11 protein-coding genes are annotated in these 14,512 nt (G+C 36.7%); 10 read left to right on the plus strand and 1 reads right to left on the minus strand.

Translation table 11 applies throughout. The features are described from left to right. Positions 1 to 5: 5 nt before the first annotated feature. From CJZ72_RS08185 to CJZ72_RS08215, 7 genes are all read left to right on the plus strand, one after another. Positions 6 to 1,013, plus strand: coding sequence for a sugar kinase (locus CJZ72_RS08185; RefSeq protein ID WP_081133981.1), 1,008 nt, complete (start codon positions 6 to 8; stop codon positions 1,011 to 1,013). Positions 1,014 to 1,933: 920 nt separating this feature from the next. Then, positions 1,934 to 2,407: a MarR family winged helix-turn-helix transcriptional regulator gene (locus CJZ72_RS08190; RefSeq protein WP_081133980.1), complete on the plus strand. Its 474-nt coding sequence runs from the start codon at positions 1,934 to 1,936 to the stop codon at positions 2,405 to 2,407. Continuing rightward, positions 2,392 to 4,128, plus strand: a complete 1,737-nt coding sequence (locus CJZ72_RS08195) for an ABC transporter ATP-binding protein (RefSeq protein ID WP_095443754.1) — start codon at positions 2,392 to 2,394, stop codon at positions 4,126 to 4,128. Before CJZ72_RS08190 ends, CJZ72_RS08195 begins: the two co-directional genes overlap by 16 nt. Further along, positions 4,118 to 5,989 (plus strand): ABC transporter ATP-binding protein, encoded by a 1,872-nt coding sequence (locus CJZ72_RS08200; protein WP_081133979.1) that lies wholly within the window; start codon positions 4,118 to 4,120, stop codon positions 5,987 to 5,989. The genes CJZ72_RS08195 and CJZ72_RS08200 overlap by 11 nt, the downstream gene beginning before the upstream one ends. A 511-nt stretch (positions 5,990 to 6,500) precedes the next feature. Continuing rightward, a complete protein-coding gene (locus CJZ72_RS08205) occupies positions 6,501 to 7,076 on the plus strand; it encodes an LOG family protein (RefSeq protein WP_095443755.1) in 576 nt (191 codons plus the stop codon). Beyond that, positions 7,076 to 7,516 (plus strand): nucleoside 2-deoxyribosyltransferase, encoded by a 441-nt coding sequence (locus CJZ72_RS08210; protein WP_081133977.1) that lies wholly within the window; start codon positions 7,076 to 7,078, stop codon positions 7,514 to 7,516. Before CJZ72_RS08205 ends, CJZ72_RS08210 begins: the two co-directional genes overlap by 1 nt. Before the next feature lie 15 nt (positions 7,517 to 7,531). Continuing rightward, positions 7,532 to 8,236 (plus strand): deoxynucleoside kinase, encoded by a 705-nt coding sequence (locus CJZ72_RS08215; protein WP_081133976.1) that lies wholly within the window; start codon positions 7,532 to 7,534, stop codon positions 8,234 to 8,236. A 636-nt stretch (positions 8,237 to 8,872) separates the two neighbouring features. Here CJZ72_RS08215 and CJZ72_RS08225 read toward each other — a convergent pair. Beyond that, on the minus strand, positions 8,873 to 9,298 hold the full coding sequence (locus CJZ72_RS08225) for an LptM family lipoprotein (protein ID WP_081133974.1): 426 nt from the start codon (positions 9,296 to 9,298) through the stop codon (positions 8,873 to 8,875). Between the two features lie 328 nt (positions 9,299 to 9,626). Between CJZ72_RS08225 and CJZ72_RS08230 the strand changes: the two genes are divergently transcribed. From CJZ72_RS08230 to CJZ72_RS08245, 3 genes are all read left to right on the plus strand, one after another. Beyond that, positions 9,627 to 11,024, plus strand: a complete 1,398-nt coding sequence (locus CJZ72_RS08230) for a glycoside hydrolase family 1 protein (RefSeq protein WP_095443756.1) — start codon at positions 9,627 to 9,629, stop codon at positions 11,022 to 11,024. Between the two features lie 598 nt (positions 11,025 to 11,622). Beyond that, positions 11,623 to 12,210: a hypothetical protein gene (locus CJZ72_RS08240; protein WP_081133971.1), complete on the plus strand. Its 588-nt coding sequence runs from the start codon at positions 11,623 to 11,625 to the stop codon at positions 12,208 to 12,210. Positions 12,211 to 12,399: 189 nt separating this feature from the next. Further along, entirely contained in the window at positions 12,400 to 14,475 is a 2,076-nt protein-coding gene (locus CJZ72_RS08245) for an LTA synthase family protein (RefSeq protein WP_081133970.1), read from the plus strand. Positions 14,476 to 14,512: the final 37 nt, after the last annotated feature.

Here is a 14,512-nt window from a genome sequence, read left to right on the forward strand (position 1 = left end):
AAAAAATGAAAATTGGTGCATTTGGTGAAGTGATGCTGCGATTGACACCACCTGAATATTTGATGCTAGAACAAACACATACACTTCGAATGTCTTATACAGGGACCGGCGTGAATCTTGTGGGGAATTTAGCGCATTTTGGCATTGAAAGTTATTTGCTGTCTGCATTACCTGCTAATCGGCTAGGTGATGCGGCGTTAGCCAGTTTAAAAGGGTTAGGCGTCCATACGACTTATATTATTCAAAAAGAACAGCATATCGGAACCTATTTTGCGGAAATGGGGTATGGCATTCGTCCAACTGAGGTAACGTATCAAAATCGGAAGCATAGCTCTTTTGGACTAGCCGAAAAAAGGGATTATCAACTAGATGGATTTATTGAAGCAGTTGATCTTGTGCATATCTGCGGTATCAGTTTAAGTTTGACTGATCTCTCAGCACAAACAGCAATTTCTTTGGCAAAAAAAGCAGATGAACAAGGGAAAAAAGTTTGTTTTGATTTTAATTTCCGTCCTAGTTTAAATCAGGAAAAAGATAAAAAAGCGGTGCTGAAACAACGCTATGAAGAGATTCTTCCCTACTGTACACTTTTACTAGGCTCGATTCGTGATTTGACGGAGTTGATGGAATGGCAGTCTGAATTTTCTGAGGCCGAAACGCCAAACGAATATATTCGTTCTTTCCTAGATTACTATGGGATTGAATGGTTTGCAGGAACGAAACGGACGGTGAGTGGGGGAAACAAACGATTAAGTGGTTATTTAATTACTTCACAAGAAGCTGTAGAGACAGAGTTGTACGATCTTTTTGTGCTAGATCGAATTGGGGCAGGCGATGCATTCGCAGCAGGGATTTTATTGGGGTATGCAGAAAAATGGACACTTTCACGAACTGTAGAGTTTGCCTTGGCAAATGCACGACTTGCACATGCTATCCAAGGTGATGTTCCTTTAACTACTAGAAAGCAAGTCCAACAATTGCTAGATGCACCAGATGTTGATCTGATCAGATAAAAGAAACAGTCGATGGACACAGACATTCATCAGGGAAGGCAATTCTGCCTTGTTCTGATGGATGTTTTTTGAATAACGATAATGAATTGTTTTTAATTATATAGATATTTTATTGTTCAGAAAAGTTGTCAAATTACTATTTTTCAGGATATATACTAAATAAAAAAAGTTTTCTACAAAAAGTTGGTGGAAAAACAGAACAGTTTTTTGTGATTTTTTGGATTCGCTTGACTACTGTTGAAGTGATCAGTATCATAAATGACAGATAGAAACAGCTAAATAAAAAAGGCGCCTCCATTTCTAGTGGCAGCTAGAAACAGAGGCCTTGAAAAGTCATACACAGTGACCAGTCAAGTTTGCCATAGTCAATGGAAACCATCGACTTCGTTTATTGTATCGAATCTTAGAGGAGAAATCTAGCCTTTTGAAGAGAAAAAATAAACAAAATGAATGCGTTTTATTTGCTGTGTCAAAAAAGGATTGGGCAACGCGTGTCCAATCCTTTTTTTATCCAATAAATACACCTGAGGATAAGAGTATCTAGCAAGGATCAAATGGCGGCCAGAAGGTAGATACGTTGATGCAGTTCATCTGGTTATGTGTATGGAACTTTTCAGGATAATGAATGACCTCGTGTAAGTGGTATTCAGCCAATCATTATTTGGTTGTTTTCTATCGTTGATCAAAAGGAAAAATGATCATGTATGCTAGGCTTTAAGGGAAAACGACCAAACGTTCATAACTGCTTACCAAGGAAATTAAATAAAAAAAGCAAGGGTTACCATCTTTTGTATGATGGAATGCCTTGCTTTTTTATTGCATGTTTATACATAAAAAGCTTTTTTATTTACGTAAGGTCTACTATAATAAGAAAAAAGTTACCTAAAGTAATTATTTTTGAGCGATAAAGGAGTGATAGAATGGATCGAGAACGATCAGAGGCTTATTTGGGTGCTTGTATGATTGCGAAACGAACGACCGAATTTTTGCCGACACCACCAAATGGATTGCAGCGAAGGCATATTTATATTTTGAAAACTTGTTATCATTTGAAAGAAACAAACGGCACTGTGAAAATCAGTGATATCGCTAAAGCAATCAAAGGAACTCTACCGAGTGTGACAAAAAATGTGGCAACCCTAGAAGAACTAGGGTATATGAAAAAACAAACAAATAAAAAAGATCGGCGCATCATCAATGTTGATTTAACCGATAAAGGCTTGGCTCTTTATCTTAAGGATGTTTCTGGATTCCATGAGCAAAATGCAGAAATTTTACAAGAAATTTCTATTGAAGATATGGATACGACGATTCGAACAATCAAACGAATCTATGAGTTGATGAACGATAGTATGAGTTATCAGAAAGGAGAGATGGAATGTATCGAACATTAGGAAAATCATTAAGACAATATAAAAAACCGGCTGTATTTACGATGATCTTCATGGCTTTGGAGGTATCTATGGAAGTCATGCTGCCTTTTTTGATGGCAAAGATACTTGATCGCGGGTTTGAAACAAAAGATATCAGTTACATTGTCAAGATAGGTCTGCTTATGTGCTTGGTTGCTAGTCTATCGATGTTATTTGGCGTATTGGGAGGGAAATTCTCCTCAGACGCTTCTGCTGGATTTGCAGGGAATTTGCGGGAAGATATTTATAAAAATATCCAAAACTTTTCTTTTCAGAATATTGATCGGTTTTCAACCTCAAGTTTGATTACTCGTTTGACGACTGACATCATGAATATCCAAAATGCTTTTCAAATGGTTCTGAAAACAATTATTCGTGCCCCATTCACAATTGTTTTTGCCTATGGGATGGCTTCCTATACCAATACCAAATTAGCATTAGACATATTGATCATCATCCCAGTAGTCGCAATTATTTTGATTGGGATTGTTTACAAAGTCCACCCTTATTTTCTTCAGGTGTTTAAAAAATATGATCGTTTGAATCAGACCGTTCAAGAAGATATCAATGGTGTCCGCGTCGTTAAATCATATGTCCGTGAAGAAAAAGAGATCGACAAATTCAAACATGCTTCGGATGAAATCAAAAAGATTTTTATGAAAGCAGAGAAGATCACTGCACTGAATAGTCCAATCATGCAGATTGCCATTTACAGTACATTGCTTGTTGTCTATTGGTTCGGAGCAAAGTATGTTGTTGGAGACATGATGTCTGCTGGTGAGTTAACGAGCTTTATCATGTATATGATGCAGATCTTGAATAGTTTGATGATGATTTCGATGATTTTTGTCATGATCGTTATTTCAGAAGCTTCCGTTGAACGTGTTTCAGAAGTGTTGACAGAAAAAAGCACATTAACTAGCCCAGAAAATGCACTGAAAGAGCTTGAAAATGGAGCAATCGAATTTAAAGACGTCCGATTTAGTTATAATCCACAAGCAGCAGAACCCAACTTAAGCCAGATCAACTTACAAATTACTTCAGGTGAGACGATTGGTATATTGGGGGGGACAGGAAGTGGGAAAACTTCCTTGATCCAACTGATTCCACGCTTATATGATACTTCTGCCGGAGAAGTATTAGTGGGTGGTAAAAATGTAAAGGAATATGATCTAGTGACCCTAAGAGATCAGATCTCAATGGTTCTTCAAAAGAATACATTGTTTTCAGGAACGATCATTGAAAATCTTCGCTGGGGCAATGAGCATGCGAGCTTAGAAGAAGTAAAGCATGCCGCTAAATTAGCACAAGCAGATGGGTTTATCAATGAGTTTCCAGATGGCTATGAAACGGTCTTGGATCAAGGTGGGACCAATGTTTCAGGTGGTCAAAAACAACGGTTGACGATTGCGAGAGCACTGTTGAAAAATCCTAAAGTATTGATTTTGGATGATTCAACAAGTGCTGTAGATACGAAAACAGATCGTATGATCCGCCAGTCTTTGATGGAAGAAATCCCCGACATTACGAAAATCATCGTGGCACAAAGAATCTCTTCGATCCAAGATGCAGATCGAATCGTCGTTTTAGATGAAGGAAAGATCAATGGGATCGGCACGCATGAAGAATTATTAGCGACGAACCAAATCTACCAAGAAGTGTATGAATCACAAGTGAAGGGAGGGCGAATCAGTGAGGAATAATCAATTACAAACAAGTCCAGTCAAATTGTTGAAACGAATTTTTTCCTATGCACTGAAATATCGTCTTCGTTTGATCGTTGTGTTCTTTAGTATCGTGATCAGTGCGGCAACGAATGCTATAGGGATCAGTTTTACGAAACAATTGATCGATCGATTTATTGAACCATTGTCAAAACAAGAAAATCCAGATTTTGGTCCACTATTAAAAATCATTACTTTAATGGGCATCATGTATTTTACAGGGGCAATGTTTACCTACGTGTATAATCGAACGATGGTTACCGTGTCACAAGGGATCTTAAAAGATATTCGTGATGAGATGTTTACCCATATGGAAAAATTACCTATTCGCTATTATGATTCGCATCCAACTGGTGATATCATGAGTCGTTACACAAATGATATCGATACATTGAGACAGATGATCAGTCAATCGATTCCGCAAACGATCTCTGCACTGGTGACAGTGACTGCTATTATCATTGCCATGCTGATCATCAATATCCCAATGACGATCTTTGTATTGATCATGGTTTCTTTGATGGTCTTTATCATTCGGACTTTAGGAAGTAAGAGTGGCAAGTATTTTTCCTTACAACAAGGATCTTTAGGCGCTGTAAATGGTTACGTGGAAGAAATGATCGAAGGGCAAAAAGTAGTCAAAGTTTTTAATCATGAACCGCAAGCAATCCAAGGTTTTGTTACATTGAACAATGAGTTAAAGTTGAATTCGACTAAGGCCAATACGTATGCCAATATTTTGATGCCCATCATGGGAAATATTGGAAACTTCACGTACCTTCTAACAGCTGTGATTGGAGCTATTTTTTCAATCACTGGCGTTACAGCATTAACACTAGGAAGTATTGCTTCATTTGTTCAATTCACGAAAAGTATCACGATGCCTATCTCACAGATCTCACAACAATTCAACGCGATTATTTTATCTTTAGCAGGCGCACAACGGATTTTCGATTTATTGGATGAACAGCCAGAAGAAGATGATGGAACGATCGAGTTGGTCAACATTGAGAAAGATTCTGATGGACGAATCCACGAATCCGCAACTCGGACTGGCGTTTGGGCTTGGAAAGACGTACAACAAGGTACGGTACATTATACCGAACTAAAAGGGGATGTTCGTTTCGATCAGGTGACTTTTGGTTACAATGCGAATAAAGTGATTCTCCATGATATCCAATTGTTTGCAAAGCCTGGACAGAAAATTGCTTTTGTTGGGGCGACTGGTGCGGGTAAAACGACGATCACGAACTTGATCAATCGGTTTTATGATATCCAAAAAGGAACGATTACCTATGATGGTATCAATGTCGAACAGATCAAAAAGTCATCTCTTCGTCGCTCATTAGGAATCGTTTTACAGGACACACACTTATTTACTGGAACGATCAAAGAAAATATCCGTTTCGGAAAACTTGATGCAACGGATGAAGAAATCTACGAGGCCGCTCAGTTAGTCAATGCAGATCATTTTATTCGTCAATTACCTAATGGCTACGATACAGAGTTGAGCGATGACGGCAGTTCTCTTTCTCAGGGACAACGACAGTTACTTTCTATTGCTCGAGCAGCTATAGCTGATCCGCCAGTACTCATCCTTGATGAAGCCACATCTAGTATCGACACTCGCACGGAAACGATCGTCCAAAAAGGGATGGATTCCTTGATGAAAGATCGGACTGTTTTTGTCATTGCGCATCGTCTATCTACGGTACGAAATTCGGATGCGATCATGGTATTGGATCAAGGAAGAATCATTGAGCGAGGAACACATGATGAGTTGATTGCCCAGCAAGGAGAATACTATCAATTATACACGGGGTCATTCAAGCATAGTTGATAGTTAGAACAATAACAAAAAATAGGTTTCAAGAAAAAGCCGAATCACTTGAAAATCGCTGGATTTTTGAGTGATTCGGCTTTTTTGGTAAAAAATTGAGCGATACTAGCTCTACAGGTGACTCATTGTTTTGGAAAAAGTAATAGTGTGTATCAAAAGGAGATTTTGTAAAAAAGGTAGCGAAACATTTTCTGTTAGTGAAACATAACATCTGAAAAAAATCAGGAATCAACTATTTCGCAAAAATGAAAGAAAACATTAGAATGAGAAATGTTATTGACGCATGAAGTGAAAGCATAGTTTTCTCTAGAAGAAAGTCGTTTCATATTTTTTTACATAGTTATTTATTTGTATTTGCTCATAAAAACGATCCTAAAATTATATCATCCTAAAACACTATATCTAGTGTTTTGTATTCTCTATACCATTAAAAAAGCACAAAATCTAGTCTTTTATTTTAAAAAAACAAGAGTAGAATAAAGATATACTTTTGAGTTAGGAAGTGTTTTTTTTGAAACTGACAGTTTTTTGCGGCTCCCGTTTTGGCAATAAAGAAAGTTACAAATTTATTGCTCAAATGTTAGGAAAATATATGGCACAAGAAAATATTGAATTGGTTTATGGCGGCTCGGACTCCGGCATTATGGGTGTATTTAGCCAAACCGTTCTAGAAAATAATGGAAAAGTCACGGGAATCTATCCTACCGGACTTTTCGAATTAGAAACTCCTAAGGAAGAAGTTACAACGTTCATTCCGACAGATTCAATCGATGAACGGAAAGTATTGCTCTTTGAAAAAGGCGATGCTGTACTGATTTTTCCTGGGGGATTAGGTACTTTGGAAGAGTTCTCACAACTCCTTTCTTGGATAGCTATCGGTCTCACGCCAGATAAACCAATCGGGATTTTGGATATCGGCGGCTACTATAGCGGATTGCAAACATTGCTAGAGACATTTGCCAAAGAAGGCTTTATGGATACAAAATGGTTAAATCGAATCTTTTTTTCAAATAATCCCTTAAAGCTAGTGGATCTATTACGAGAAGAAACAACTGGATTATCAACATTATTGAAGGAGGCAAAATAATGAGTCGAATCTATTTAGCAGGCCCATTTTTTTCAGAGGAACAAATCGAACGTGTAAGTAAAATCGAAAAGGCATTGGAAGAAAATAAAACGGTGAGCAGCTTTTATTCGCCACGACACCATCAAGAAAGCAATTATGAATTATTTACAGCAGGCTGGGCTCAAGAAGTCTACGAAAAAGATATGAAAGAGTTAACTGCGGCTGATTTTGTCGTTGCTATTTTAGACTATGAACACCAATCAACTGATCCAGGAACAGCATATGAACTAGGAGCTGCAACGATGATGAACAAACCAATGATCGTCTTTCAGGAAGAAACAGTTCCAACGAATTTGATGATCACGCAGAGCTTGCACACTTATTTGAAATCAGTAGATGAGATTCGCAACTATGATTTTGAAAAATTACCTGTAACAGCATATGTTGGCGAATACTTATAGAAAAGGAAGGATTGTATGTCAGTGATATTGATATCAGGAACAATTGGCGCAGGAAAAAGCAGTTTAACAGATATGCTTGCAAAAGAAATTGATTCAAAACCATTTTATGAAAGTGTAGAGGATAACGAAGTTTTACCGCTTTTTTATTCTAATCCGGAACAATACGCGTTTCTATTACAAATCTTTTTTTTGAATAAGCGATTTCTAGCCATGAAGAAGGCATTAGTGAATGATGACAATGTATTGGATCGTTCAATTTATGAAGATAGTTTACTCTTCCATTTGAATGCTGATTTAGGACGTGTAACAGATATCGAAGTCCAACAATACGACCATTTACTAGATACTATGTTGAATGAACTAGATGATGTGGCACCGAAAAAAAGACCAGATTTGATGGTCCATATCAAAGTATCATTAGATACGATGTTGGAACGGATCAAAAAACGTGGTCGTACGTACGAACAACTTGAAAGTGATGAAACGCTATATGGATATTATGAATCATTGAATCAGCGATATGATCAATGGTACGAAGATTTTGATGTATGTCCTAAGATCCAGATTGATGGAGATAGGTTTGATTTCGTAGAAAAACCGGAACATGCCCAAGAAGTGATCAAACAAATCCAACAAAAATTAGCTGAATTAGAAGGAGAGTCTTCTGGCAGTTACTTTACAGAAAACGATCATGCGAAAGGGCAAGGGCTTGGATTGTAAAAAGAGTATCCTTTAAAGCAATAGTGAAAAAGTCAAAGGACAGAAATTAAAAATGAGGATAGGATAAAAGTTTTTCTGCTTTTATCCTACCCTCATTTTTATTTAATTATAGAAATCTCCAGCGAAGCTTTCTTTTGTATAAGTTTCAAATGATTTAAATGAATCTTTGATTAATTTATGACAATGGTCACAAATACTTAGGCTTCCTTGATCGCTAAATTCAGTATGAATATTCTTGCTACTTGTACATGTACAGTAGTCGTGACTATCAAATATACTCATTGTTTTCTCCTTTATTTCAAACTGCTTACTCAATATAACAGAAAAATATGAAATATCCATAAGAATTAAGCAAAATTAAAAAAATGTTCCACGAATCAACAGAATAATACAAAAAATGAGGTCGAGACAAAAGTGTTTAACCCCGAGAAATAAGAAGAAATGAACGAAAATTGCTTTTCAAATTTTTGTGAATTTCGGCTTATTTCCGAAGGAGTTGCTTCTGCTCCCGCCGTTTACTCGAGCGTTTGTAGCAAAACTGATTTTTTGATTTGTCCAACATTTGCTAAACAGATAAATTTATTTCGGAGTTGGCTCATTTTTGTATGGACAACTCGTGTAGCCTATGCAAAACGATTAGAGGCTATAGATATTTCCATCCTCGTCTTCTATGCGGTAATTTCCGATTTTAGTGAATTGAATCGACACGTCTTTTCCTTTTTCTTTTCCTGTGATCGTATAATTATCTGATTTAGTTTTTATCTTGATATCGGTTAAAGTGATTGCTTTTTTTGTAGTATTGGAAGTATCCGTTTCATCTTCAGCATACGTGCGTACCCAAGTCATCTTATTATCTGTGAAGGTGAGTTGACCACTGATTAGATCCATATCTTTGCGCACCTTCAAGGAATACTGGCTATTTGTAATATCTGACTTATCTGCCATCAGAATAGATGAGTCAGTGGTTTGTTCGGATGATTGATCTGCCCCACCAAACAAACTACAGCCTGATAGAGTAGAACTTGCAAAAAGCAAAACAACCATTACGATTAATTTCTTCAAAATACTGCCCCCATTTTATAGTTATCAAAATTATACCATTAGACAGGAAAACATGAAACGGATGAGCGTGAAAATCCGTAATTTCAGCGAGTCAACTTTTTAAACAAGAAGGGAAAAATTATTTTTCCGAATTGGTTCTTCAAGAAAAACGTCCTGTACTTTGCTAAGTATAGGGTTATTTTAAAAAATGTCAATTGGTCTAATCCTTTTTAGAAAACGTTTCATAAATAGGCTTGTAAGTTGAGAAAACGTTTGCTATATTGATGGGGAAGTAACGAGTGATGAGATTCACAAAAGTTATTGTAACTCTATAAAAGAAGGTGCGACTATGACAAATTATCAATTTCCTGCTCACTTTTGGTGGGGGTCAGCAGCAAGTGGTCCTCAAACGGAAGGCCGTGTATCTGGTGATGGCAAAGGAGAAAATATCTTTGATTATTGGTACAGTAAAGAACCAGAAAAATTTTTCGATCAAGTAGGACCGGAAAAAGCATCACAAGTTTATACAAAATACAAAGAAGATGTCCAATTAATGAAACAGACAGGCCACAATTCATTTCGGACATCTATTCAGTGGAGTCGTTTGATTCCTGAAGGGATCGGCGAAGTCAATCCAAAAGCAGTTGAATTTTACCATAGCTATTTCGATGAATTGATCGAAAATGGCATCGAACCTTTTGTCAATTTATATCATTTCGATATGCCGATGGCACTCCAAGAAAAGGGTGGTTGGCTTAATCGGGAAACAGTGGAAGCATATGAACGTTACGCAAAAATCTGTTTTGAATTATTTGGAACAAAAGTCAAGAAATGGTTCACACATAATGAACCGATCGTACCTGTAGAAGCTGGTTATCTTTACCGCTGGCATTATCCGGAAGAATCAGACATGAAACAAGCTGTTCAAGTAGGCTATCACGAAGCATTAGCATCTGCTTTAGCAGTTAAAGCGTATCATGAAATGGAACTAGAAGGTCAAATCGGTATCATTTTGAATTTGACACCAAGTTACCCTAGAGATGAAAAAAATCCAGAAGATGTGAAAGCAGCTGCAATCGCTGATGCCTTTTTCAATCGTTCTTTTCTAGATCCAGCGGTCAAAGGAGAATTTCCACAGGAATTAGTAGCAATCGTCAAAGAACTAGGGATCATGCCTTCGATCAAAGAGGGCGACTTGACGATCATCAAAGAAAATACGATCGACCTATTAGGGATCAATTACTACCAGCCTCGAAGAGTAAAGGCAAAAGAAACACCGATCGATCAAGAAAACGGTCCGATGCCAGAAGACTATTTTGATAATTATCAGATGCCTGGGCGTAAAATGAATCCTTATCGAGGATGGGAAATCTATGAAAAAGGAATCTATGATATTTTGGTCAATGTTCGTGAGAACTATGGAAATATCGACTGCTTTATTTCTGAAAATGGGATGGGTGTCGAAAATGAAGCTCGTTTCATCAAAGAAGACGGGATGATCCATGACGACTATCGAATCGAATTTGTTCAAGAACACTTGAAATATGTGCATCAGGCGATTCAAGAAGGTAGTAATTGTTTAGGCTATCATATGTGGACATGTATGGATAATTGGTCTTGGACGAATGCCTATAAAAACCGATATGGGTTCATTTCTGTCGATTTATCAAATGATGGAAAACGGACGATCAAGAAATCCGGATATTGGTTTAAAGAGTTATCTGATAAAAATGAAATGATTTTATAGCAATAAGCAATAAAGAGGAGGTCGCGACAAAAGTCGTGTAGGTTTGAGAAATTGGAGAAAAAAACGAGGTTGGGACAGAAGTGCTTAACTCCGAGAAATAAGAAGAAATTCACGAAAATTGCTTTTCAAATTTTTGTGAATTTTGGCTTATTTCCGAAGGAGTTGCTTCTGCTCCCACCGTTTATTCGTTTTTAAAGAATGAGACAAAAGTGTTTCTTACTTTTGTCCCACTCTCGTTTTTTTGAAATTTCCGAAAAACCTGACTTTTGGACACCGTTTATTGGAGAGTCTGTAGCAAAGCTGATTTTTACCTTTGTTCCACATTTTAGTACAGACGGTAAAAAGGTGTCTGTTGTAATCATGTATAAGTTTATTTTGCAACAAGAAAATCTGTCATGGATATTTTCCTCAATAAAAGCATCGAGCAAATGGAAGAGAAAAAAGTGGTTCGAATTAGGAGAAATGGGTACGTGCGTCCTTTTTTTAGACGATAAAAAATAATTCTAGTTTTTTAAAGCTTTTTTTTATTTTTTCCTCTATAAGACCCTTTTTTTGTATATAATAGTATAGGTAAAATTGAATAGGAGTGAAGGAAGGCATGAGAAAAAAGAGACCTTTTCTTCTCTTTTGGTTACTTGGTTTTTTCCTACTGCTTATTTTGTCTGCTGCGGCTTCAGGAAAAATGACAGCTGATATTTCTCAAAAAAATACAGAAAAAATAGTTGCAAGTAAAGAATCAGTAGATAAATTTAAAAAAGAATTTTCGACGTATTGGTGGGAAGATTATAAATTAGTAGCCAACTACGATAAGGGAGAATTAGAGATCTATTTGCCAAAAGATAAGGAAAATAATCAGTTCATCAATATCGATGATGTGCTGAGTGCGATTTCATTTAGACAATATCAATTCAAGGACAAACACTTGACGGTGTTGTTACTAACCAACAAAGGGGAACCCTTGGCCCGATTAAAAAATGGCAAAGTCAAAACCAGTTATTCGGATAAAATCAATGTAGATGTAGTCGATAAACGACTAAAAGAATGGATCAAAACAAACGAGCAAGTGAAAAAAAATTCAGAATCCACCACTACGTCAGATTCTCCGACAACACCTCCTTCGACTAGTGGGGAAACAGGTGTAAATACGGTCAATAATCAAAGTGAGTTAAATCAAAATTATCAATAGAACTATCTAAAAAGAGTAGAAAAACGAATCAGTTGTTTCTATTCTTTTTTAGTTGTTGAGACAAAATGGCCAATCAGATGGGCATGTTTTTAGCTAATTTCTAAAAAAATCTTAAAATAATTTTTTTTTAGAGAATTTTCATTTTTGAAGAGCAGAATATACAAAAATGAATAGAGAGAAGTGATATGTGTGACACGTTTGAAAAAATTGTGCCAAAATCGTCTGATGATTGTTCTGATCGCCAGTTTTTTCTTTTGGTTAAAAACAATTTTTGCCTATTGTATTGATTTTTCATTGGGAGTAGAAGGAAGTATCCAATACTTTATTTTATGGATCAATCCGATTGCAACGACACTGCTTTTTTTTGGCTTATCTTTATATATAAAGAAGCTCAAACCGGCGTTGTTTGTCCTTTTGATCATTGATATTTTAAATACATTAGTTCTATATTTGAATATTATCTTTTACCGTGAATTCACTGATTTCATTACGGTGAAATCTGTATTAGGATTTTCAAAAGTATCACAAGGTCTTTCAGGAAGCTCTTTTTCTTTGATGGAACCCCATGATATTTTATATTGGGTGGATATTCTCATCTTTATCGGTCTACTTGGTTGGTTGATCGTGAAAAAAGTTCCACTAAAGAGTCCGGCTGTGCCCAAACCAGTTGCGCTAGCCCTCACTTGTCTATCCGCTTTGATATTTTCTGGTAATTTAGCGCTCAGTGAAGCGAATCGCCCTCAGTTATTACAAAGAACGTTTGATCGTTCTTACATCGTGAAATATTTAGGGATCGATGCTTATACGATTTACGATGGCATCAAAACGGGAATGACGAGTAGCGTACGCGCGCATGCAAGCAGTAATGGAATCGATGAAGTACTAGATTATACGAAACAACATTATGCTGAACCAAATCCCGATACATTTGGCATTGCCAAAGGAAAGAATATCATTGTATTACATTTAGAAAGTTTTCAGCAATTTTTGATCAATATGAAGGTGGATGGTCAAGAAGTCACGCCATTCTTAAATAGTATTTTTCAAAATCAATCAACGATCAGTTTTGACAATTTCTTCCATGAAGTGGGTCAAGGGAAAACAAGTGATGCAGAAAATATGTTAGAAACTGGTACTTTTGGTTTGCCTCAGGGTTCATTGTTTACAGAGCTTGGCTCAGATGATGTCTTCCAAGCAGCACCAGCGATCCTTGGACAAAGCCAAGGATATACAAGTGCTGTCTTCCATGGGAATGTTGCTAGCTTCTGGAATCGAGATCACGTGTACAAAAACCTTGGATACGAGAATTTCTTTGATCGTTCTTATTTCAAAGATTCAGATGAAACTCTCGGGTATGGCATTTTGGATAAAGATTTATTTAGTGAATCGACTCAATATTTGGAACACTTACAACAACCTTTCTATGCCAAATTCTTATCTGTCACGAACCATACTCCTTATTATACAGATGATAAGAATTTTGACTTTCCGTCATTGAATACAGGGAATAGTACGGTAGATAATTATGTACGAACTGCTCATTATCTTGATCAATCATTAGAACAGTTCTTTACGTATTTGAAGAAATCTGGTATTTATCAAAATTCGATGTTTGTGATCTACGGGGATCATTTTGGGATCTCCAACACAGACAATGCAGATCTCGCAACAGCGCTAGGGAAAGATGCTGCGACTTGGAATGAATTTGACGATGCTCAAATGCAAAGGGTGCCGTTGATGATCCATATCCCAGGATATACGCAAGGAAAAGTGAATCACGAGTATGGTGGAGAGATCGATGTATTACCGACTCTGTTGCATCTAGTAGGTATCGATGATAAGAATTATATCCATTTTGGAACAGACCTATTGTCTGCCAAACACGATCAAGTAGTTGCATTTAGAAATGGAAACTTTGTTACGCCGGATTATACCGTCTTAGGTGGAAAAACCTATAATAATCAAACAGGTGAAGTTATCGATGAAAAAACAGCAGGAATCGAGGAAGAGATCAAACAAGATCAAGATAAAGTGAAAAAAGCGTTAAGTCTCTCCGATAAATTGAATCAGGAAAATCTTCTAAGATTCTATGTCCCAGAAGGATTTGAAACGATCGATCCTAAAAAATATGATTATAAAGATGAAGCACAAAAAAATGAAGCAATCGAAAAACAAAAAGGAAACAATTCAACGAGTGTCTATTCAAAAAATGGCAATAAAACAACGACGAACCTTTATCCCATAGAACCAGCAACAAGCAAATGATCATACTAAAAAACTTCTAAAGAGACTGGATGTTCCA

It is taken from the genome of Enterococcus durans, assembly GCF_002277935.1.
Classification (GTDB): Bacteria; Bacillota; Bacilli; order Lactobacillales; family Enterococcaceae; genus Enterococcus_B; species Enterococcus_B durans.